The 21169-nt window shown below is 69.2% G+C and carries 14 protein-coding genes and 1 pseudogene; 6 read left to right on the plus strand and 9 right to left on the minus strand.

What is annotated here, in order from left to right; translation table 11 throughout:
• Positions 1–97: 97 nt before the first annotated feature.
• Both ACZ7M2_RS14290 and ACZ7M2_RS14295 read left to right on the plus strand, forming a co-directional pair.
• On the plus strand, positions 98–1996 hold the full coding sequence (locus ACZ7M2_RS14290; protein ID WP_471595480.1) for an exo-alpha-sialidase: 1899 nt from the start codon (positions 98–100) through the stop codon (positions 1994–1996).
• Between the two features lie 10 nt (positions 1997–2006).
• Positions 2007–3251 carry a DUF4185 domain-containing protein gene (locus ACZ7M2_RS14295; RefSeq protein WP_471595481.1) on the plus strand — a complete coding sequence of 415 codons (1245 nt, stop codon included), beginning with the start codon at positions 2007–2009 and terminating at the stop codon, positions 3249–3251.
• Here ACZ7M2_RS14295 and ACZ7M2_RS14300 read toward each other — a convergent pair.
• Positions 3184–4224, minus strand: coding sequence for a bile acid:sodium symporter family protein (locus ACZ7M2_RS14300; RefSeq protein WP_352044730.1), 1041 nt, complete (start codon positions 4222–4224; stop codon positions 3184–3186). The two genes, ACZ7M2_RS14295 and ACZ7M2_RS14300, sit on opposite strands and share 68 nt — an antisense overlap.
• A gap of 136 nt (positions 4225–4360) precedes the next feature.
• Between ACZ7M2_RS14300 and ACZ7M2_RS14305 the strand changes: the two genes are divergently transcribed.
• From ACZ7M2_RS14305 to ACZ7M2_RS14315, 3 genes are all read left to right on the plus strand, one after another.
• Positions 4361–5254 carry a LysR substrate-binding domain-containing protein gene (locus ACZ7M2_RS14305; RefSeq protein ID WP_099944252.1) on the plus strand — a complete coding sequence of 298 codons (894 nt, stop codon included), beginning with the start codon at positions 4361–4363 and terminating at the stop codon, positions 5252–5254.
• Position 5255: 1 nt separating this feature from the next.
• Positions 5256–5399: a hypothetical protein gene (locus ACZ7M2_RS14310; protein ID WP_471595482.1), complete on the plus strand. Its 144-nt coding sequence runs from the start codon at positions 5256–5258 to the stop codon at positions 5397–5399.
• A gap of 440 nt (positions 5400–5839) precedes the next feature.
• Positions 5840–7669, plus strand: a complete 1830-nt coding sequence (locus ACZ7M2_RS14315) for an AMP-dependent synthetase/ligase (RefSeq protein ID WP_471595483.1) — start codon at positions 5840–5842, stop codon at positions 7667–7669.
• A 24-nt stretch (positions 7670–7693) separates the two neighbouring features.
• Here ACZ7M2_RS14315 and ACZ7M2_RS14320 read toward each other — a convergent pair whose 3' ends face one another.
• The 8 genes and pseudogenes from ACZ7M2_RS14320 to ACZ7M2_RS14355 form a co-directional block, all read right to left on the minus strand.
• The gene (locus tag ACZ7M2_RS14320; protein ID WP_471595484.1) at positions 7694–9721 is read right to left on the minus strand and encodes a PQQ-dependent sugar dehydrogenase; all 2028 of its coding nucleotides are present in this window, start codon (positions 9719–9721) and stop codon (positions 7694–7696) included.
• 12 nt (positions 9722–9733) lie between these two features.
• Complete coding sequence (locus ACZ7M2_RS14325) at positions 9734–15223, minus strand: glycosyl hydrolase family 28 protein (protein ID WP_471595485.1); 5490 nt, start codon at positions 15221–15223, stop codon at positions 9734–9736.
• 11 nt (positions 15224–15234) lie between these two features.
• A complete protein-coding gene (locus ACZ7M2_RS14330) occupies positions 15235–16026 on the minus strand; it encodes a Tat pathway signal sequence domain protein (protein ID WP_471595486.1) in 792 nt (263 codons plus the stop codon).
• Between the two features lie 7 nt (positions 16027–16033).
• Positions 16034–17233: a glycoside hydrolase family 88/105 protein gene (locus ACZ7M2_RS14335; protein ID WP_471595487.1), complete on the minus strand. Its 1200-nt coding sequence runs from the start codon at positions 17231–17233 to the stop codon at positions 16034–16036.
• Positions 17230–18315 carry a pyrroloquinoline quinone biosynthesis protein PqqE gene (gene pqqE / locus ACZ7M2_RS14340; RefSeq protein WP_471595488.1) on the minus strand — a complete coding sequence of 362 codons (1086 nt, stop codon included), beginning with the start codon at positions 18313–18315 and terminating at the stop codon, positions 17230–17232. The genes ACZ7M2_RS14335 and pqqE overlap by 4 nt, the downstream gene beginning before the upstream one ends.
• A complete protein-coding gene (gene pqqD, locus ACZ7M2_RS14345) occupies positions 18312–18566 on the minus strand; it encodes a pyrroloquinoline quinone biosynthesis peptide chaperone PqqD (protein WP_471595489.1) in 255 nt (84 codons plus the stop codon). Before pqqD ends, pqqE begins: the two co-directional genes overlap by 4 nt.
• Positions 18567–19078: 512 nt before the next feature.
• Positions 19079–19789: pseudogene (pqqC, locus tag ACZ7M2_RS14350) on the minus strand (pyrroloquinoline-quinone synthase PqqC); the annotation flags it as partial.
• An 18-nt stretch (positions 19790–19807) separates the two neighbouring features.
• Positions 19808–20002, minus strand: a complete 195-nt coding sequence (locus tag ACZ7M2_RS14355; protein ID WP_352044723.1) for a hypothetical protein — start codon at positions 20000–20002, stop codon at positions 19808–19810.
• 324 nt (positions 20003–20326) lie between these two features.
• On the opposite strand from ACZ7M2_RS14355, the gene ACZ7M2_RS14360 reads away from it, so the two are divergent.
• The gene (locus ACZ7M2_RS14360; RefSeq protein ID WP_471596012.1) at positions 20327–21118 is read left to right on the plus strand and encodes an aldo/keto reductase; all 792 of its coding nucleotides are present in this window, start codon (positions 20327–20329) and stop codon (positions 21116–21118) included.
• Positions 21119–21169 lie beyond the last annotated feature (51 nt).

The following is a 21169-nucleotide window of genomic DNA, read 5'->3' on the forward strand; positions in this document are numbered from 1 at the left end:
AAGTAGCGTCTGCGGCGTACACATTGGACGTCGGATGTCGGATGTCGGATGTCCAGATCACCCTGGTTGCCCAGACACACGAAGGGCAGGTCGCACCATGTCGGCACGTCTGCGCGCACGTCTCAGATCGACCCTGACCGCCGTCCTCACGGCCGCCGCACTGTGCGTGCTCGCGCTGCCGAGCCCCGCGAAGGCCTCCGCGTCCGGTGCGTCCGGTGCGTCCGGCGCGTCCGGCGCGTTGTTCGAGCAACAGGTGCTCTTCAGGGCCTCTCAGGATCCCGGCTACGCCTGCTTCCGCATCCCGGCCGTCGTGCGGAGCACCCACGGCACCCTGCTGGCGTTCGCCGAGGGGCGCGTGCACGACTGCGGCGACGCGGGTGACATCGACATCGTCGTCAAGCGGTCGACCGACGGCGGCCGGACCTGGGGACCGCTCCAGGTCGTCAACGAGGGGGCCGGCGACACCCACGGCAACCCCGCCCCGATCGTGGACCGCGAGACCGGTCGCATCGTGCTGGCGGAGACATACAACACGGGCCGCACGGACGGGCGCAGTTGCGACGTCCCCTGCGACCGCACGCCACATCTCCAGTACAGCGACGACGACGGCCTCAGCTGGTCCGCACCGCGCGACCTGAGCGCCGAGATCCTCCCGCCGAACTGGAACTCCTGGTACGCCACCGGCCCTGTGCACGGCATCCAGCTGACCCGTGGCAAACATGCCGGGCGGCTCGTCTTCGGCGTCAACACCGAGACCTGGAACGGCAGTCGGGTCACGGCCAACAACGCCGCCCTCATCACCAGCGACGACGACGGCGACCACTGGCGGATCGGTGCGAGCGACTCCTGGCCGATCGCGGACGACGGCACCTTCCGTCAGAAGCCGTCCGAACTGACGCTCACGGAACGCGCCGACGGGTCCGTCCTCGTCAGCGGGCGCGAGCAGGACGGCACCGACCTCGGCCACCGCACCCAGACCGTCAGCCGCGACGGCGGCGACAGCTTCACGGCGCCCTTCCGCGACCTCCCCGGCCTCTACGCGCCCCAGGTCCAGGGCTCCGTACTCCGCCTCGGCGACCGCATCCTGCTGGCCTGCCCCGGCGACCCCGACCGCCGCAGGACCATGATGATCCGCTCCTCGTACGACGGCGGGCGGACCTGGGACAGCGTGGACCGCGGCACGGTCGTGACCACCGACTGGTCGGGCTACTCCGACCTGGTCGGGATCGGCGGCGGCGCCGTGGGACTGCTGTACGAGGGCGGCGCGGTCGACGCACGCGACGAGGTCCGCTTCGCCCGCTTCACCGAGGACTGGCTCACCCCGCGCCGCGGCCCCGACCCGACGACCGCCGACCTCGCCCGGCACGCCGAGCCGGCCGCGGTCCTCGGCGGCGCCCAGGAGACGGCGGGCGTACGTGGCGGCGCGCTGGAGTTCGACGGCGCCGACGACGCCGTACGCCTGCCATATCAGGACCGGCTCCCGCTCGGGACGAAGGACTTCACCGCGTCGCTGTGGTTCCGCTACACGGCCACCGGCGGGGAGCAGCCGCTGCTGTGGATGGGCGGGATCGGGACGACGCAGCCGCAGGTGTGGATGCGCGCCGAGCCCGCGTCCCACCGGATCACCGCGCTGATCACCACCAGGAGCGGAGCCGCGGCCCCGACCTCCGCCTCCGTCCGCACCGCGAGCGCCTACAACGACGGCCAGTGGCATCATCTGGCCCTGCGCCGGGGCGGCGGACTGCTCACGCTCTTTGTCGACGGCACGGCGGTCGCCGCCGCGGACGTGCCCGGGTCGGTCAGCCGCAACTCGCCGTTCGGGGTCCATGTCGGGCAACGGATGGACAGCCGGGCGTACTTCACGGGAGCGATCGACGAAGTACGCGTCTACGACCGGGCGTTGAGCGACGAGGAGCTGTCCGCGCCGCCCTCCCGGGAAGTGACCCGGGACACCGTCCTGTATCTGCCCATGGACCGGGTGCGCGGCGGCCGCTAACGTCCCGTCCGTGCCCGACGACGCAACGGCACGACGACGGCGGACCGGGGCCGGCCTCGGTGTCCTGCTCGCCCTGGTCTGCGCGGCCGTGCTGCTCACCGCCCTCCCCGACCACGACCGGGAGGGCGGCGGCGCGTGCACGGCCCGCACGCTGCGGTCCTGGAGCGCGAACGCGCGGCTCACGGGCGAGTTCGCGCGGTACGGCGACGACGCGAGCCGTGTCGACGACTGGACCGGCGGCGACGGCACGCACTCGGTGCGGCTGCCGGACGGGCGGGTGCTGTGGCTGTTCTCGGACACGTATCTGGGCCAGGTGCACGGGCCGCCGAACCCGGTCGGCGAGTCGTACGCGTGGCGCGACACGAGCGCGCCCCTGGTGCGGAACTCGGCCGTGGTGATGTCGAAGGACGGGCGGCTGGAGACGACACTGCCGACGCCGGTGTTCCCCGACCCCGGGCCGGGGCGGTGGCGGTGGCCGGTCGCGGCCCGCGTCGAGCCCCGCTCCCCCGGCTCCTCCGAACAGGTCGTCCGCGTCCTGCTGTGGACCCGTACCGCCGGCCAGGCTCCCTGGATCTACGGCGTGCCCACGTCCACCGAGGTCGCCACGCTCGCGCTGCCCGACCTGCGGCTGGAGGGCATCGCCACGGTCTTGGACCAGGGTTCCGTGACGGATCCCTCCCGGCGGGTGCTGTTTGGCACCTCGACGGTCGACGCGGGCGCGTGGACGTACATCTTCGGCGGCGACGACGGCCGGGCCGCCTCGCGCCCCGCCTCGCAGGCGTACGTGGCGCGGGTGCCGCGCGGCCGGCTCGGGCAGCCGGCGGCCTGGGAGTACTGGGACGGCGGCGGATGGGCGGTGCGGGCACGGCCGACGCCGGTGCTCGGGGACGAGCGGCGCACGGGGGTGGGCAGCGCGTTCACGGTGGTGCGGGACGGCGGGACGTACGTCCTGTTCACGATGGCGGCGGGCACCGCGGGGCTGACGACGATCACCTCGTACTGGGCGTGCGCGCCGACCGGCCCCTGGCACGGGCCCACCCGGAGTTTCAGTCCGTCCCTGCCGCAGGGGCAGGTGGCCGCGTACAACCCGCAGGTGCACGCGGCGCTGAGCGACGGCGACCGGCTCGTCCTGAGCTATGACGTGAACTGGCTGGACACGACGGGCGGTGTCTCGGCGCAGGCGAACCTCAGTCGGAACGTGGCGCTGTACCGACCGCGATTCGTGACGCTGCGGCTGGGGGAACCGGGGTCGTAGCCGCCTCGGGGTCGTGGGCGCGGCGCTTGGCGATCACCGCGCACACCATCAGCTGCATCTGGTGGAAGAGCATCAGCGGCAGCACGGCGAGCGAAGCGTGCGCGCCGAACAGCACGCTGGCCATGGGAAGCCCCGAGGCGAGGGACTTCTTCGACCCGGCGAACTGGATCGCGATGCGGTCCTCGCGGTGGAAGCCCAGCGCCCTCGCGCCGTACCAGGTGAGCGTCAGCATCACCGCGAGCAGCACGGCCTCGACCGCGAGCAGGCCCGCCAGCCGCACCGCGCTCACCTGGTGCCATATGCCCTGCACCATGCCCTCGCTGAACGCGGTGTAGACGACGAGCAGGATCGAGCCGCGGTCGACGTACCCGAGGACCTTCTTGTGGCGCGTGATGAACCCGCCGATCCAACGGCGCAGCACCTGCCCGGCCAGGAACGGCACCAGCAGCTGAAGCACGATCTTGACCAGCGAGTCCGCGGAGAAACCGCCGCCGCTGCCGCCCAGCAGTGCCGCGGCGAGCAGCGGGGTGACGACGATGCCCGCGAGGGAGGAGAAGGAGCCGGCGCAGATCGCGGCGGGCACGTTGCCTCGAGCCATGGAGGTGAAGGCGATCGACGACTGGATGGTCGAGGGGACGAGCGTGAGGAAGAGCAGACCGGTGTAGAGGTTGTGTGTCAGGAGCACCGGTTCGAGGCCGCGGGCGGCCAGGCCGAGCAGCGGGAAGACGACGAAGGTGCAGGCCAGGACGGTGACGTGGAGCCGCCAGTGCTTGAGGCCCTCGACCGCCTCACGGGTGGAGAGCCGGGCCCCGTAGAGGAAGAAGAGGAAGGCGATGGCGGCCGTGGACGCGCCCGACGCGACGTCGGCGCCCGTACCCCGTGCCGGGAGCAGGGCCGCCAGGCCCACTGTCCCGAGCAACAGCAGGATGTACGGGTCGATCGGCATCCAACTCGGCCACTGCAGGCGTTTCACGGTGCTCCACTGCTCAGACGTCGTACGGGGCGGAACCGGGGCGGGTCGTGCCCTCTCCATCGTCCTCTTCCGGCCCGCGATCGGGAATCCGTCATACCGTTCTGACTGTCATCGCGATTCGCGATAACGTGGGGGTGTGTACGACCCCTCCCAGCTGCGTACCTTCCTGGCGGTGGCCCAGACTCTGAGCTTCACGCAGGCCGCACGGCGGCTCGGGCTGCGCCAGTCGACGGTCAGCCAGCATGTGCGCCGCCTGGAGGACGCGGTGGGACGGCAGCTGTTCTCGCGGGACACGCACTCCGTGGAGCTCACCGAGGACGGCGAGGCGATGCTCGGCTTCGCGCGCCGCATCCTGGCGGTGCACGAGCAGGCGACCGCCTTCTTCACGGGCACCCGCCTGCGCGGCCGGCTGCGCTTCGGCGCCTCCGAGGACTTCGTCCTGACCCGGCTCCCGGAGATCCTGGAGGGCTTCCGGTACGACCACCCGGAGGTGGACCTGGAGCTGACGGTCGAGCTGTCCGGCACGCTGCACGAACAGCTCACCGCGGGCAGGCTGGACCTGGTGCTGGCGAAGCGGCGGCCCGAGGATCCGCGCGGCGAGCTGGTCTGGCACGACCGCCTGGTGTGGATCGGCGCGGAACGCCTGCGGCTCGACCCCGACCGCCCGGTCCCCCTGATCGTCTACCCGCCCCCGGGCATCACCCGCGCCCTCGCCTTCGAGGCCCTGGAGCGCCAGGGCCGCGCGTGGCGCATCGCCTGTACCAGCGGCAGCCTGAACGCCCTCGTCGCGGCGGCCCGCGCGGGCCTCGGCGTGATGGCCCACTCACGCGGACTGATCCCTCCCGGCCTCGTCCGCGTCCCCGACCGCGCGGGCCTGCCGGAGCTGGGCGAGGTCGACTTCGTCCTGGTGCACGGACAGCGGCGTACATCCGCGCAGGGCGCGGCGGACGCCCTCGCCGCCGCGATCCTGGGGGGCGGGGACCGCCTGCTCAGGGGAGGCGGCCCCAGCGGGTCGGTCTCGCGTACGTGAGGTGCTCGATGCGGCGCCCGCCGTGGCGGGCATGGCGGGCGGCGCGGTGAACACGGTCCGCCAGCTGGGGTACGCGCTCGGGGTCGCCGTCTTCGGCACGGTGCTGACCTCTCGCATGCAGAACACGCTCTCGCGGCGGGCGTGACGGGGATGGTCGCCGGGGCGCTGGTACTGGTGTTGGTGCGGACGCCGCGCGCTGTGACGGACACGGCCGAGGCACCGGCGGAGCGGGCGACGGCGTCCCGCGCATGACACCGGTGAGGGCCCGGTGATGACACCGGCGGAGCCGGTCCCGGAGCCACCGGGACCGGCTCCGGCGGTAGCCGCACGGCGCGGAATCGGAACATCGGTGTCCGGTATTCGGCGCGCCGTGCCCCGTAGGAGGGTCGTACAGATTCCGTGGAGATTGCGGGGCCGAAACTTACGTGAGCGTAGGGAAGATGTCCGGTCCCTTCCCCTTGTGCGGGCATTTTCTCGACTGACCAGTGCATATGCCGCGCCCTCCACCGCTTCGACCCCTCTCCCGCCCGGCCGCTGGGTGGGGTAGCTTCCAAGGCGCTGTGCGGAGCGCCACTAGGAGCGGGATTGCGCGAGTTCACCAACCCTCCGTTGGCGTCGGCGCCGCCGCCGGTGGGCGGCCTGGCCGACGTCGTGTTCGAGCATGCCCAGGAAGACCCACTGCGGGCCGCGTTCGGCCGCAAGGACGAGAACCAACAGTGGCGCGACGTGACGGCCGCCGAGTTCCGTGACGAGGTCCTCGCACTTGCCAAGGGACTGCTCGCCCAGGGAATCCGATTCGGCGACCGGGTCGCGATCATGTCCCGTACCCGCTACGAATGGACACTCTTCGACTACGCATTGTGGACGATCGGCGCCCAGGTCGTCCCCATGTACTCGACGTCCTCGGCCGAGCAGGTCTTCTGGATGCTGTACGACGCGCAGGTGTCGGCCGCGGTGGTCGAGCACGAGGACCACGCGATGACCATCGCCACGGTGATCGACCGGCTGCCCCAGCTGCACAAGCTCTGGCAACTGGACTCGGGCGCGGTCCAAGAGCTCTACGAGGCGGGCGCGAGCATCGACGACGAGGTGGTGCACCGGCACCGGCGCGCCGTCACCCCCGAGTCGATCGCGACGATCATCTACACCTCGGGCACCACGGGCCGCCCCAAGGGCTGCGTCATCTCGCACGCCAACTTCATGGCTGAGGCGAGCACGGTCATCGGGCTCATGGAACCGATCTTCACCTCCAAGCGCGACAACGGGGCGTCCACCCTGCTGTTCCTGCCGCTCGCGCATGTCTTCGGGCGGATGGTCCAGGTCGCGGGCGTCCTCGGGAAGGTCAAACTGGGCCATCAGCCGCAGATGCACGCCGCCGTGCTGCTGCCCGACCTGGCCGCGTTCCAGCCGACGTTCATCCTGGCGGTGCCGTACATCTTCGAGAAGGTCTTCAACGCGGCCCGCCGCAAGGCCGAGAAGGACGGAAAGTCCGGTGCCTTCGAGAAGGCCGTGGAGGTCGCGGTCCGCTACGCGGACGCGATCGAGGCGAAGGCGTGGGGGATCGGCGCCGGGCCGTCGGCGAGCCTGCGGATGCAGCACCAGTTCTTCGACAAGGTCGTCTACACCAGGATGCGCGCCGCCATGGGCGGCCGGGTCAGACACGCGGTGTCGGGCGGCTCCGCGATGGACCGTCGGCTCGGGCTGTTCTTCGCCGGCGCGGGCATCCAGATCTACGAGGGATACGGGCTCACCGAGACCACCGCCGCCGCGGTCGTCACCCCGCCCGAGCGGACCCGGTACGGGACGGTCGGCCAGGCCATTCCGGGCACGACCGTGCACATCGCGGACGACGGCGAGATCTGGCTGCACGGCGACAACATCTTCCAGGGCTATCTGAACGACCCCAAGGCAACCGATGCCGCACTGCACGACGGCTGGCTCGCCACCGGCGACCTCGGCACCCTCGATGAGGACGGCTTTCTCACCATCACCGGGCGCAAGAAGGAGATCCTGGTGACCTCCGGCGGCAAGAGCGTCTCGCCGGGCGTCCTGGAGGAGCGTGTCCGCGACCATCCGCTGGTCGCCCAGTGCATCGTGGTCGGCAACGACCGGCCGTACATCGCGGCGCTCGTCACCCTCGACTCCGAGGCCGTCGAACACTGGCTCCAGATGCGGGGCAAGACGCGGCTGTCCCCGTCCGACCTGGTGCGCGACACGGACCTGGAGACCGAGGTGCGGCGGGCGGTGGTCGCGGCGAACACCCTGGTCTCGCAGGCCGAGTCGATCCGTACGTTCCGGATACTGGCGAACCAGTTCACCGAGGAGCACGGGCTGCTGACGCCTTCGCTGAAGTTGAAGCGGAAGGCTATCGAGAACGCGTACGCGACGGAGGTGGAGGCGTTGTACCGGGCATGAGCCCGGTACAACGCGCCGTCCGGGCTAGCTGATGCTCACCTTGAAGATCTTGTCCGAGCCGTCCGCCGCTCCTCCGTTGTTGTCGCAGTTGGTGGTGGAGAGCCAGAGCTGGTCGGCGCCGGGCACCTTGGTGACCGTGCGCAGGCGGCCGTAGGTGCCGACGTAGTACGCCGTCGGCGTGCCGACGTTCTCCGTGTCGCCGGTGATGGGGATGCGCCACAGCCGTTCGCCGCGCAGGGACGCCATGTAGACGACGTTGCGCACGATCGCGATGCCGCTGGGTGACGCCTCGGAGACGTTCCAGGTCGCCTTCGGGTTGGTCATCCCGGAGACGCTGCAACTGCCCTCACAGGTGGGCCAGCCGTAGTTGGCGCCCGGTTTGATGAGGTTGAGTTCGTCCTTGGAGCTGTTGCCGAACTCCGCTTCCCACAGGCGGCCGTTGCGGTCGAAGGCGAGACCCTGCGGGTTGCGGTGCCCGTAGCTGTAGACGTAGTTGCCGAACGGGTTGCCGGGGGCGGCCTTGCCGTCCGTCGTCATCCGCAGGATCTTGCCGTTCAACGACGTCTTGTCCTGGGCCAGTTCGGGTGTCTGGGCCTCGCCGGTGGAGACGTACAGATAGCCGTCGGGGCCGAAGGCGAGACGTCCGCCGTTGTGGTAGCGGTTCTTCTTGATGCCCTGGAGGAGAATCGTGTAGTTGGTGAGGGAACTGCCGTCGTAGGTCATGCGGACGACGCGGTTGCCCTCGGAGGCCGTGTGCATGAAGTACACGTAGTGGTTGGTGGCCCACTTCGGGTCGACGGCCACGCCCAGCAGTCCGCCCTCGCCGTTCGTGGTGACGGCGTTCGGCACGGTTCCGACCTGGGTCCTCGTGCCGTCCTTGGTGACCTTCCAGACCCGGAAGTCGTCCCGCTCGGTGACCAGCGCCGTCTGTCCGTCCGGCATCCAGTACGTGCCCCAGGGGATCGTCCAGCCACTGGAGACGGTCCCGATCGACGAGGGGACCCCGCCGTCGGTGGCGCAGGCCTTGGTCGTGAAGGTGACCGTGTTGCTCTGCGGCGACACGTTGCCGGCCGCGTCGCGCGCCACCACGTTCAGCGTGTACGGACTGTTGCAGGCGAGCCCGGTGAGTGTGGTCGACGTACCGGTGACGCTCTTGTAGACCGTCGTGTCGCTGCGCACGTCGTAGCCGACGACCGCCTTGTCGTCGGTCGAGGCGCCCCAGCTCAGGTCGGCGCTGGTGGCCGTGACGTTGGAGGAGGTGAGGGTGCCGGGTTGGGTGGGTGGGGTGGTGTCGGAGCTGGGCCGCGTCGTGCAGTCGACGACCGGGCTGGCCTGGGAGGCGTTGCCTGCGGCGTCGCGGGCGATGACGGTGAGGTTGTAGGTGGTGTTCGGACTCAGGCCGGTGAGCACCTTGGAGGTCGCGTCACCGGCCGCCTCGGCGAGCTTGTTGCCATGCTCGTAGAGGTCGTACGCGGCCACGCCGACGTTGTCCGTGGAGGCGCCCCAGGAGAGGGTGAGGCCGTCCTCGCCGATGGCCGAGCAGCTCGGCTGGCCCGGCCGCGAGGGTGCCTGGGTGTCGGCGGCGGCACCGACGCTGACGCGGTCGAGGTTGGGGCCGCCGTTCGCCGTGGTGGCGGTCGCGCGGATCTTGTTGGAACCCGCGTTGAGCTGGACGTTCACGCTCTTCGTCGCCCAGGTGTTCCAGTCGGTGGTGGCCGGGAAGGAGACCCCGGAGGCGACGACCGTGCCGTTGACGGAGAGGTCCATCGGGCGGTCGACGCTCGTGCCGTTGGCGTAGCGCAGGGCCAGCGAGGAGGTGCCGGCCGTGGCCGCGCTCACCGTGAACTCCACGTACGAGCCGGTGATGTTGGTGTAGTCGACGAAGCCGGTGCCCGTGTAGCCGGTGTGGTTGGTGGCGACGGCGCCCTGCGAGATCGTGGCGTCCTCGGCCTGGTAGTCGGTGGCCGCCTGCGCCGCCGTGCCGGTCAGTGCGACGAGCGGCACGGCCAGGACGAGCGAGAGGCACCAGGGCAGCGCTCTGTTGAGTTTCATGATTTCGTCCCCTCAGCCCGTGTACTGGGCGAAGACCTTGAGGTAGTCGTACGGCTGCTGCGACACGCCGCTGCAGGAGTCACCGTCGGAGCCGGAGCCGCAGGCCCGGTCGCGGTTCACTGCCCAGTAGGTGAGGCGCCCGATGTGGTGCTGCTGGGCGTAGGCGAGCATGGTCTTGAAGTCGGCGACGCGGACCCGTTCGCCGGAGTCGTCGGTCTTGCCGTTCATGGACGACAGGCCGATGTGCGCGTACGCCGTCGCGTCGCTGTATCCATAAGCCGACTTGACCCGTGCCTTGAGGCCCTCCATGGCCTGGGTGGTGAGCGTGCCCATGTTCGTGGTGCCGCCCCCGAAGTCGAACGGCATGATGCACCAGATGTCGTTCGCGAGGCCCGAGGCGGCGGCGCGCTTGATCATGTCGACGCCGGTGGAGTCCGGGCCGCTCGTCGTCGTGCCGAAGGTGATGATCGTCTTGAGCCCGGGGTTGCCGGCCTTCACGATCTTCAGCGCGTCGATCACCCGTTGCCGGACGGTGGCGTTGCTCCACTCGGTGTTCTCGATGTCGATGTCGATGACCTTGAGGCCGTAGGCGTTGATGACCTTCTGGTAGGCGCCCGCGAGCGCCGAGGCGCTGGAGCACTTCTCGCCGAGCTTGGCGCCGCTCCAGCCGCCGATGGAGACGACGACGTCACCGCCGGCCGCGCGGATCGCGTTGATCTTCGACTGGTCGTTGCCGCCGGTCAGCGGGCGCGAGCCGTCCCACTTCGGGTTGCAGGAGCCGTCGGAGAGGACGAACGCGAGCGTGAACCACTTCACCCCGGTCGCCGACATGACCGACGTCGGGTTCTGCGGGCTGCCCCAGCCGAGGTACTCGTAGGGTGCCACCGCCATGCCGGGTGAGGCCGCGGCGGTCTTCAGGGCGGTGCTCACCGGCTTCACCCGGATCAGGCGCGTCTCCCCCGGGCGCAGGGTCGCGCTGTACGAGTCGGCGATCGTGCCCTTGTGGGAGCCCGACCACAGGTCAGTGACGTCGCCGGAGCCGGTGAAGCCGACCTGCGACCAGTTCACAGCGACCGTGGAGTTGCCGGACGTGCCGGTGTTGAAGAGGGCGACGACGTACTGGCCGTCGCTCTCCTTCTTGCTCCAGACCTGCTTGACGCCACTGCTCACGATCCGCTTCGCGGCGACGCCGTCCTGGTCGACACCGGTGAGGCGGTCGTTGGTCAGCATCGGCTTGTCGACGGAGTCGAGGTTGGTCAGGTCCGTGCCGAGCAGCAGGGGCGCGCCCGCCATCGCCCACAGGGTGAAGTGCGAGCGGCGCTGGTCGGCGGTCAGGCCCGCCTGGTCACCGTTGCCGATCTCCAGGGAGTCCAGGTCGTTCCAGCCGCCGGGGCCGGCGTACTGCTGCCAGTTGGCGGCCGAGGCGAAGCGGGCGGAGACGTGGGACCAGTCGGTCAGCGGATAGCCGCTGCCGTTCGCGCCCGAGCCGCAGTAGCACTCGACATCGCCCTGGGTGCGCCAGCTGTTCGCCAGGGACTTCCAGGTGGAGGCATTGGCGATCGGCAGGTTGTTGGAGAGGGCGAAGGTGATGGGCCGGCCGGTGGCGCGCAGCGCCTTGTCCCAGGCCTGGACGTCGGGGATGTCCGCGCTGCCCACCCCGTCGATCTTCAGGTAGTCGACTCCCCAGGAGGCGAACTGCTTGGCCCACGAGTTCACGAACTCCTGGGCGCCCGGCTTCCCGTAGTCGATGTAGTACATGTTCTTGCAGTTGTAGTTCTTCTCGGTCTTCGAGGTGTCCGCGATGTCGGCCGCGTGGTAGGAGGTCCCCTCGATCGGTGTGTTCCTGGTGACGGCGTTCTTGGCGATGCCCGGCGTCACGTAGAAGCCGAACTTCAGCCCCTTGGAGTGGATGTAGTCGGCCAACGCCTTGATCCCGGAGGGGAATTTGGCGGTGTCGACGGTCCAGCGTCCGTAGGAGTCGACGGTGAACCCGTTCGCGTCGCACTTCTGCCAGAAGTCGTCGAGGTTGATGTACACGAAGCCGTGGTCCTTGAGCCCGCTCGCGACGAGCGCGTCGGCCTGGGCCTTGATCTTCGCCTCGGTCGGCCAGCGGCGCACGAAGCTCCAGCTGCTCCAGCCCATGGCGGGGCGCAGGGCCTGGCCGTTGTCCGAGTACGTGTTGACGGTGGCCGCCGGGGTGGCGTACGACGTGCCGATCCAGGCCTCGTCGATCCGCAGCCGCTTGTAGCGGGTGGTGTCGGTGGACGCGGCCCAGGTGGTGTCGACTTCGAGGCGTACGTATCGGGCGTTCGCGGCGGTCAGGTCGATCCCCTGGATGCCCCGCCGACTGGCGAGCTGACCGGTCTTGACCGCGCTGCCCCAGGTGGACCCGTCGTTGCTGAGGAACACCTTGTAGTCCTTGATGCGTGCGGACTGCTCGGTGTCGGAGCGCGCGTAGGCGACGGAGTCCTCGCGCTGGTTGAGGCCGATGTACTGGACCTTCTTCGCGCTGCCGAGGTCGAAGGTGAGGTTGACGGGCAGCGTCTTGTTGCTGTCCCAGTAGGTGAGGTAGTTGCCGTCGCCCGCAGCCGCCGCGCCGTGACCGCTCGCCGAGGCGCTCGCGGACATCGTGACGCCGGACGCGATGCCCTGGCGGCCGGCCGTGGTGACCTTGAAGACGGTGTCGTACGGGTCCCAGTTCGCCAGGCCGCTCAGGGTGAGCACGCCGCCCGACTGGGACCACGAAACAGCCGCTCCCGTACGGAGGTTGGTGACGGAGGCGATGCGGTATCCGTTGTCGCGGATGCGCAGGGTGCTGGTGCTGGGCGGGGTCAGTACGTGGATGTACTGGAGGTCGGGGTCGGTCTTGCTGACCGTGGTGACACCGTGGGCCCCGTCGTTCCAGAAGCCGGGCTTGAGGCCGCCGTACATGTAGCCGCCGCCCTCGGTGCCGTGCAGTGACTGCCAGATGGGGCCGAGATAGGAGTCGGCGAAGTTGTTGAAGGCCTCCTGGTTCGTTGGGAACTTGCCGTTGACCTGCGCGGTCTCGGCCATCAGGGCCTTCACGGAGGAGCCCGCGTTGGTGATCAGCCGGCCGAGGGTGAGCATCTTGTCGACGGAGGGGTTGGAACCGTCGTACCACCACGCCCCGCTCGACGGCAGCTTGAAGTCCGCTTCGGTGAGGCGGGGTTGGGCCGTGTAGACGGCCTGGGGGTAGTCGTAGGACGGGGTCATGCCCGTCTTCTGCTCATTGCTGATCATGTCCATGATCGGCGTGTCTTCGTTGTTGTTGCTGAGCGTGTAGTTCGGGCGCTTCTGCTGGATCTGCGCGTAGAGGTCATGGCTCTCCCAGTACGCGTTGTCGTTGTCGATCCAGAAGCCGCCGAGGTCCGGATAGCGGTCCATGACCTCGAAGAAGTTGTCGTAGCTGAAGCGGCCGAAGCCGTCGCGGGTGGTGAGGTCGACGTCGGTGCCCTTGTAGGCGGAGTACGCGGCCGAGTCGAGCCACTCGTGGCCGCCCTCGTTGTGCCACTGGGGGTCGTCGGTCATGTAGAGGATGACCTTGAGGCCCTTGGCCTTGGCGGCGGTGACGAGTTCGCCGAGGAAGTCCCGCTTGGTGGAGCAGCTGCCGGGGATCTTCGAGGGCCAGGGGCGGGCGTAGCCGAGGCGGCTGTGGAAGGTGGCGAGGACGAGGTACTGGGTGTGCAGTTTCTGGGCCTCGTTCACCCAGTAGTCGGGAGTCCAGCCGCCGTTGGTGACGTCGTTCTCCCAGGCGGTGCAGCTGGTGTGGGCGGGGGCGGTGCGTTCGCCCCAGTGCAGGAAGAGTCCGCCGACGGAGCCGCGCAGAAAGGCCTGGCGGGGGTTTTCGAGGTCGAGCGGTTTCACACCTGTGTGCGGCCGCTGCACGGCGGTGGTCGCCGTCGCCGTGCTCTTTGCCGCCGTACCGCAGTTCTCACTGGAGCCGCCGGCGGAAACCCGCAGCGCGCCGCCCGAAGGGTTGTGACTGTCCGTCAGGCAGTAGCCGGTGACGTTCTGGAAGCCCATGTCGTGGGGTGAGTTGCTCCCCCGCTGGGCCGTGAACCGGGTGAACCTGATCCCGTTCGCGGCGTTCGCGATGACGGCCGGGCGTCCGTCGTCGGCCGCGTACCTCACCGAGCTGTCCGTGAAGGTGACGTTGTCGGCGTTGTGGACGTACCAGCCGTAGGCGGGCCGTGTGCCGATGGCCTTCGGGTTGTAGTCGCCCGGGTCGTTGCTCGGCACGGCGGTGGACATGGTGCCGTTGCCGCCGGGGACGGTGATGTTGACGTTGGTGAAGGTCACCCCGTTGATGCGGTGCCCGCTCTCGCCCCACAGCGTCGGGCTGAAGGACGGACTCACCCCGGTCGCCGTGATGTTGTCGTACGTGACATTGCTGATCGAGCCGACGCCGGGACTGTTGCCGCAGCGCTTTCGGGTACCGATCTTCTGCATGATCGGTGAGCGGACACCGGTCATGGTGATGTCGCGGTAGTGGACGTCGGAGATCTTCGCGCCGTCCATGGAGACCATGCCGAGCCCGGACTTGTCGGAGCCCTCGATGCGTATCTTGGCGAACTGGTAGTCGGAGAAGTCTCCGCAGGTCTCGGACCCGAACATCAGGGCGTTGCAGCACACCGCCGACAGATACGAATCGCTCACCCGGACGTGGCCGTTGGGGAGCTTGGCGCCGAGCGCGTAGTCGCTCTTGAAGACGAGGGCGTCGTCGTTGGCCTTGATGTTGGCGTTCGTGACCGTGACGTTGGTCGTGCTGATGATGTTCCAGCCGTCGCGGTCGCTCGCGGTGTCGATGGTCAGGTGGTCCGAGGTGACGTTCGTACAGCCGTTGATGAGGGCCGCGAAGTGACCGCCGCGCCGCAGGGTGAGGCCGTCGCCGAGGCGCAGGCCGTCGCAGCGGGTCAGCGAGAGGATCTTGTCGGCCTCGCCGGACTTGGGGTTGCCGGTGATGAGGTTGCCGAGGCCGTCGATGACACCCTCGCCGACGAAGCCGATGTGGGTCAGCCGGTCGCCGTAGATCATCGCGTTGTGGAAGTGGCTGTGCCCGTAGTCCTGGTAGGCGTCGTTGGGGTTGGCCTCGGGCGGGTCGTAGGTGTCCGCGCTGGAGCCCTGGAGCGTCGCGCCCTTGTCCACTTGAAGAGTGACCTCGCTCTTCATGTGGATGGTGTTCTTGGACTTGTACTGGCCGGCGGGGAAGCGGACGGTGCCGCCGCCCGCCGCGTTGGCGGCGGTGATGGCCTTGTTGATGGCGGGGGTGTCGTTGGTGGAGCCGTCGCCCTTGGCTCCGTAGTCGTGGACGTCGAAGACGGCGGCGTGGGGTGCGGTGGTGGACGTGGACGTGGACGCGGTAGTGGGTGGGGTGGCGGTTCGGGGGGCCGCGAGGGCCTCGGGGTGGGTCAGGCCGAGTACGACGGCGAAGGCGAAGAAGACGCTCGCCGCCCAACTCCGTTTTCTCATGGGTGGTTTCATGGAACGGCTCCTCATACCAGTTGGTAGCCGCGCAGTTTGGTCAGCAGCAGGTAGCAGTCCTGCAGAGACCCGGAGGTGTCGCCGAGGGACCGGTAGATGCCCCACTTGGGGCGCACCCGGTCGGCGAGGAAGGTGTCAACGCCCGTCCTGGACTTGTCGATGATCGTGGTCGAGCCGCTCTTGAGGATCCAGCGGACCGAGCCCGACGTACCGTCACCGACCTTGATCTGGAAGTCGACGTCCGTCCACTTGTCGTGCAGCGGATCGAGGTTCGTACGGCCGATGAGGATGTCGTCGATGGCGAGCCTCAGCTCGATGGTCTGCACGCCGTTCACCCGGCGCAGCGACTGCACGACGATCGGCGAGGTGCCGGTGCCCGGCTGCTTCATCTGCATGATGTGTGTGAAGGTCGTGGTCGCCTTCAGCGAGCTCGGGATGTACATCGAGTACGTGAGCCGCCAGGTCTGCCCGGCGGTCCACTTGAGATAGCTGCTGCCGCTCGTACGCAGCCCGGTGACCTCCTGGCGCTGGCGGTCGGTGGAGGTGTCGCGGTCGACGGTGTGCATGTTGAAGCGCCAGTTGTCGCCGGTGGCGAAGATGTGCGGCTGTCCCGCGGGGTGCGAGTCCGCGCGGTCGTCCTCGATCGTCTCGAAGGCGCCGAGCTTGTCGGCGCTCGCCGAGGGGGACCACTTCAGCTGCCAGGAGGCGGCGTGGGCGGCGGTGGCCGTCGCCGGGATGCCGACCGCGGCTCCGGCGGCGCCGCCGAGCGCCGCGCCGAGCAGGGTCCTTCTGGTGGTGCTCATGGCTGACTCACCTCGTCCTGAGTGGGTGGGCTGTGAGCTGTTCGTTCATGATCAGAAAGGCGCCGAGGCCGTGGAAGTCGTTCGTGGCCCGGTCGCGGGCGATGTAGTACGCGTAGTCGCCGACATTGGTGCCGATGGAGATGTCGGTGAGGTTGGTGCGGCCGTCGGAGCCGACCGACATCCTGGCGAGGACGCCCTGGTAACCGCGTTGCGCGACGGTCGCGTAGTGCGGGTCGAGGTAGCCCTGCTGGGCGCCGCGGGAAAGGGCGTAGGTGAACATGCTGGAGCAGGACGTCTCGGTCCAGTTGTCGCTGCGGGCACCCTTGTCGATCACCTGGAACCAGCGGCCGGTGGCCGGGTCCTGGTACTTCTCCAGACCGGCCGCCAACCTCCTGAAAATTCCTACGAGTTGGGGCCGCCTGGGGTGGTTCACCGGGATCGCGTCGAGCACGTTGGCGATCGCCATCGCGTACCAGCCGACCGCCCGGCACCAGTGCTCCGGGGCGAGGCCGGTCGCCGGGTCGGCCCAGCTCACCGTCCTCGACTCGTCGTAGGCGTGCTTCAACAGGCCGTTCGCCACCTGAAGGTGGTTGCCGTAGACGTAGAGCTGCTTGGCGGCCTCGTCGTTCGCGTAGGTCGCGTCCCCGAACTCCTTGCCGTACTCGACGAGGAACGGGTTCACCATGTAGACGCCGTCCGACCAGAGCTGGTGGGCCCGGCTGCTGGTGTCGGCGTGCCAGAAGCCTCCGTCGGAGGTCCGCGGGTAGGTGTTCAGCCGGTTCCGGATCTTCAGGGCCGCCTTGCGGTAGCGGTCCTGGCCCGTCTCGTGGTGCAGGATCGTCAGCAGCCGGCCCGCCTGCATGCTGTCGAGACTGTTGAAGCTCTGGCCGATCGAACCGTCGCTCGACACGAAGCGGTCGACATAGCTCTTGATGTAGGTGAGATAGCGGGCGTCGTGCGTGCGCTGGTACGTGAGGTACTGGCCGTAGAGGTACAGCCCGACCGGGTACGACCAGCCGCCGATCGTGCTCGGGGTGTAGCGGGCCATGGTCGAGTCGATCAGGGCGACGGACCAGTCCTGGGCGGCGGCGGGCCTTCCCGCAGGCGCTTGGGGTAAAGGTGCCGGGGGTGCGGTGGCGGCCACCGTGGTCAGGCCGGCGGTGGTGAGCACGCCCGCCATCAGCGCTGCCCGCAGTCGTCGTCTCATGTTCCTCCCTCTCGGTAGGCGTAGGCGGAGTTCCTGAGCGGGGCCTCGTCGACGAGCGCGCGGACGAGGTGGTGGTCGGAGGCGTGGCGGCAGGCCGGGTCGGTGCGGGAGGCGTCGCCGGTGAGCGCGTACGCCTGGCAGCGGCAGCCGCCGAAGTCGGTCGTGCGCAGGGCGCAGCTGCGGCAGGGGTCCGGCATCCAGGCCTCGCCGCGGTAGGCGTTGAAGGCCTTCGACTCGCGCCAGATCCAGTCGAGCCGGTGTGCGCGCACGTTCGGCGCGTCGAGTGCGGGGAGTGTGGCGGCGGAGGGGCACGGGAGCGCGGTGCCGTCCGGGGCGACGGTCAGGGAAACGGCGCCCCAGCCGCCCATACAGGGTTTCGCGGTGGCGTCGAGCAGGTCCGGGGCGACCCAGACCAACTCCAGGGAACCGGCGAGTTGTTCGCGTCGGCGGCGCACGATGACGCGAGCCTGTTCGACCTGGTCCCGGGTCGGCAGCAGGGCGGTGCGGTTGCGGGCGGCCCAGCCGTAGTACTGCGTGTGGGCGAGCTCGATCCGGTCGGCGCCCCAGGCGAGGGCGAGCGTGATCAGGTCGTCGACGGCGTCGATGTTGGCCCGGTGCAGCACGACGTTCAGACCGAGTGGCAGCCCTGTCGCCCGCACCAGCCGTGCGGCGCGCTCCTTCGCGGTGAACGCACGAGCTCCCGCGATGAGTCCGGCGGCCTGGGCATCGGTGTGCTGTACGGAGAGCTGGACGCTGCGCAGTCCCGCGTCCACCAGCTCCGCGAGCCTTCGCTCGTGCAGACCCACTCCGCTGGTGACGAGCTGGGTGTAGAGGCTCACGGTGTCGGCGGCGGCGACGATCCGGGCGAGATCACGCCTGAGGAGGGGTTCGCCGCCGGACAGGTGGGTCTGCACAACGCCCAGGTCAGCGGCTTGACGAAAGACGTCGGTCCATTGTTCGGCGGTCAGCTCTCTTGACCGACTGATCAGTTCGACTGGGTTGGAGCAATACGCGCAGCGCAGCGGGCAGCCGTGAGTGAGTTCGGCCAGCAGGGCCCAGGGGGGATCGACGGTCGCGGTCATCGCAGCCAGCCCTCCTCGTGCAACGCCGAGAGGAATCGGGGCACTTCGTCGGCGACCGGCGCGCCGGGGAAGCGTGCGGCGAGCGCGGCAACGATCTCGGGTACCTCGCGCCTGCCGTCACAGAGCCGGACGACACTCCCGGCGTGGCCGCGCAGGACGACGACGCGTTCGGGCATGAGCAGCAAGTCGGTGTCGCGGACGGGATCATGACGGAGCATCAGGGTGCGGGCGAGAACGGGACGCCAGGTCATGGCGGCCCCCCTGCGGGGCCGGGCACCACCGGGGTGTCCGTCTGCACGGGTGCACCGGGGTGACGGGGCTGGGCCTTCGTCGGCATCGACGCACCCGAGGTCCGCGTCTGCGCCGCCGCGCCTGATGCCCCGGAATCCACGTCGCCGCCAGCTACATTCCGCGCGGCGCGGGGGCACCCCTGCGCGGGCCGGCGCGCACGCGAAGTCGCCACCGAATCCGACAGACCCGCTGAGGCGCCTCCGTGCGAGACATCCCCTGACGCCGACTCCAACACGAGGTGTGAGACATCTCCCGGCGCGCCCTCGGACACCAAGGGCAACACATCCCCCAACACATGCTCGAACACGAGGGATGAAGCACCTCCAGGCGCACCCTCAGGCACCGAGGGCAACGCAACCCCCGGAACACGCTCAGGTCCGAGGCCCGAGGCATCCCCCGACGCACCCCCGGACACGACAGACAAGGCATCCCCCGACACCCCGTCCGACGTGCCCGTCGGCACTGAGTCGCTCGCTCGGTCCACCGCGTCCAGGAGCGCCCACAGCACCTCGCACTTGAACGTCAGCGCCGCCACGGCCCGTTCCTGCTGCTCACGGGTGCGGGCCCAGCCCTGGACCAGGGCGAGCGCCTCCTCGCTGTCACGGCCGCCCTGCCCGATGCGGGTACGGAAATACGCGAGCCCCTCTGCCTCGATCCAGGGGTAGTACCGCTCGAACGCGGCGATCCGCGTGCGCATCAGCCCCGGTGCGGACAGCTCCGTGAGGGAGGCGGCGACCGCGTCGAGCGCGGGGCGCAGGCGGCAGAAATTGACGTAGCCCTCGACCGCGAGCCGGACGCCGGGCAGCACCCGGGCGGTGTTCCACAGCGCCGGCCGTTCGAGTCCGGCGGCCTCGCCCAGCCGCAGCCAGCGTTCGATGCCGCCCTGCCCGACAGCCGTGCCGTCGTGGTCCTGGATTCTGCGGACCCATACCCGCCGCAGTGCGGGATCGTCGAACTTGGCCAGGATCAGGGCGTCCTTGACGGGGATGTGGCGTTGGTAGTGGAAGCGGTTGATGATCCAGCGGCGCAGCTCGGCCGGGGTCAACTCGCCTCGGTGCATACGGACGTTGAAGGGATGACGGTCGTGGTAGCGGTCCTCGGCGACGGCACGCAGCCGCTCGGTGAACTCGGCGGTTCCCCAAGGGGCCGCGGCACCGTCGTCGCGCACCGGTGTCGCGGTCATGGTTCGACAACCGTGGGGCTAGGCCGTACGTGCCAGGTGCGGCCCGGCGGTTGCCCGCTCGGCCACCGGGCCCAGGCGGTCGCCGAGGGCGTACGCGGTGACCTCGAGGGCGGTCTCGACGACCAGATACCCGGGGGTCTCCCAGACCCTTTCCTCCGATGTTTCCCGAATGGCGTGCTCCACGCGGCGGCCTTCGAGGGCGCTCTTGTTCATGTGCGCGTACCTGCTTTCCTGATGGGTGGGGGGTATAGAGCCCAGACAGGTGCTGGTGTTCACATGCATGCACCGGGTTCATGAACCCGTTCGGTGACGCCCTACAGAGTGGTCGGATGACGGAACTCGGTCAATGGTCCGGACCGATAAGGTCGGATCCATTTCCGGCCAATCTCCGACCCTCACCAGGAATCCACAGCGAATCCGCCGGTCAGGAATGCATAACGACCGGTGATCGTTGACCATGGGAGTACCACCCGACAACTTAAGGATCAAAAGCTCGTGAGCAAGGTCCCCCCGATCATCCTGAACAACGGCGTCGAGATGCCGCAGCTGGGCTTCGGTGTCTGGCAGGTCCCGGACGACGAGGCGGAGCAGGCCGTCGCCACGGCGCTGGAGTCCGGATACCGCAGCATCGACACCGCTGCGATCTACGGCAACGAGGAGGGTACGGGCAAGGCCATCGCCACCTCCGGCATCCCCCGTGAGGAACTCTTCGTCACCACCAAGCTGTGGAACAGCGACCAGGGGTACGACTCGACGCTCCGCGCGTTCGACACCTCCCTGGAGAAGCTCGGCCTGGACTACCTCGACCTGTATCTGATCCACTGGCCGCTGCCGACCCGGGGCAAGTACATCGACACGTACAAGGCCTTCGAGAAGCTCTACACGGACGGCCGGATCAAGGCCATCGGTGTCTCCAACTTCTACCCGGAGTACCTGGAGCAGCTGATCGAGGCGACGTCCGTCATCCCGGCCGTCAACCAGATCGAGCTGCACCCGCACCTCCAGCAGCACGCGGCCCGCGAGTACCACGCACAGCAGGGCATCGCCACCGAGGCCTGGTCCCCGCTCGGCTCGGGCAAGGGCCTGCTGGAGGTCCCCGCGATCGTCGCCATCGCCCAGAAGCACAACCGCACGCCGGCCCAGATCGTGCTGCGCTGGCACATCCAGCTGGGCAACGTCGTGATCCCCAAGTCCGTGACCTCCTCCCGGATCAAGGAGAACATCGACGTCTTCGACTTCTCGCTCGACACCGAGGACATCGCGGCGATCAGCGCGCTGAACGAGGACCGTCGCCTGGGTCCCGACCCGGCGACGTTCGACATGGGCTGAGCCCGGCCCCCATGGGCTGAGCTCCCCCGATCCCACCGCCGGCCCGGACGC

The organism is Streptomyces sp. NPDC111507 (genome assembly GCF_055638955.1).

What these genes read in the sequence shown, in the direction of transcription:
- ACZ7M2_RS14290 (WP_471595480.1), top strand. Translation starts at nt 98, where the DNA reads ATGTCGGCACGTCTGCGCGCACGTCTCAGATCGACCCTGACCGCCGTC.
- ACZ7M2_RS14320 (WP_471595484.1), bottom strand. Translation starts at nt 9,721, where the DNA reads ATGAAACTCAACAGAGCGCTGCCCTGGTGCCTCTCGCTCGTCCTGGCC.
- ACZ7M2_RS14325 (WP_471595485.1), bottom strand. Translation starts at nt 15,223, where the DNA reads ATGAAACCACCCATGAGAAAACGGAGTTGGGCGGCGAGCGTCTTCTTC.
- ACZ7M2_RS14330 (WP_471595486.1), bottom strand. Translation starts at nt 16,026, where the DNA reads ATGAGCACCACCAGAAGGACCCTGCTCGGCGCGGCGCTCGGCGGCGCC.
- ACZ7M2_RS14335 (WP_471595487.1), bottom strand. Translation starts at nt 17,233, where the DNA reads ATGAGACGACGACTGCGGGCAGCGCTGATGGCGGGCGTGCTCACCACC.
- pqqE (WP_471595488.1), bottom strand. Translation starts at nt 18,315, where the DNA reads ATGACCGCGACCGTCGATCCCCCCTGGGCCCTGCTGGCCGAACTCACT.
- pqqD (WP_471595489.1), bottom strand. Translation starts at nt 18,566, where the DNA reads ATGACCTGGCGTCCCGTTCTCGCCCGCACCCTGATGCTCCGTCATGAT.
- ACZ7M2_RS14355 (WP_352044723.1), bottom strand. Translation starts at nt 20,002, where the DNA reads ATGAACAAGAGCGCCCTCGAAGGCCGCCGCGTGGAGCACGCCATTCGG.
- ACZ7M2_RS14360 (WP_471596012.1), top strand. Translation starts at nt 20,327, where the DNA reads ATGCCGCAGCTGGGCTTCGGTGTCTGGCAGGTCCCGGACGACGAGGCG.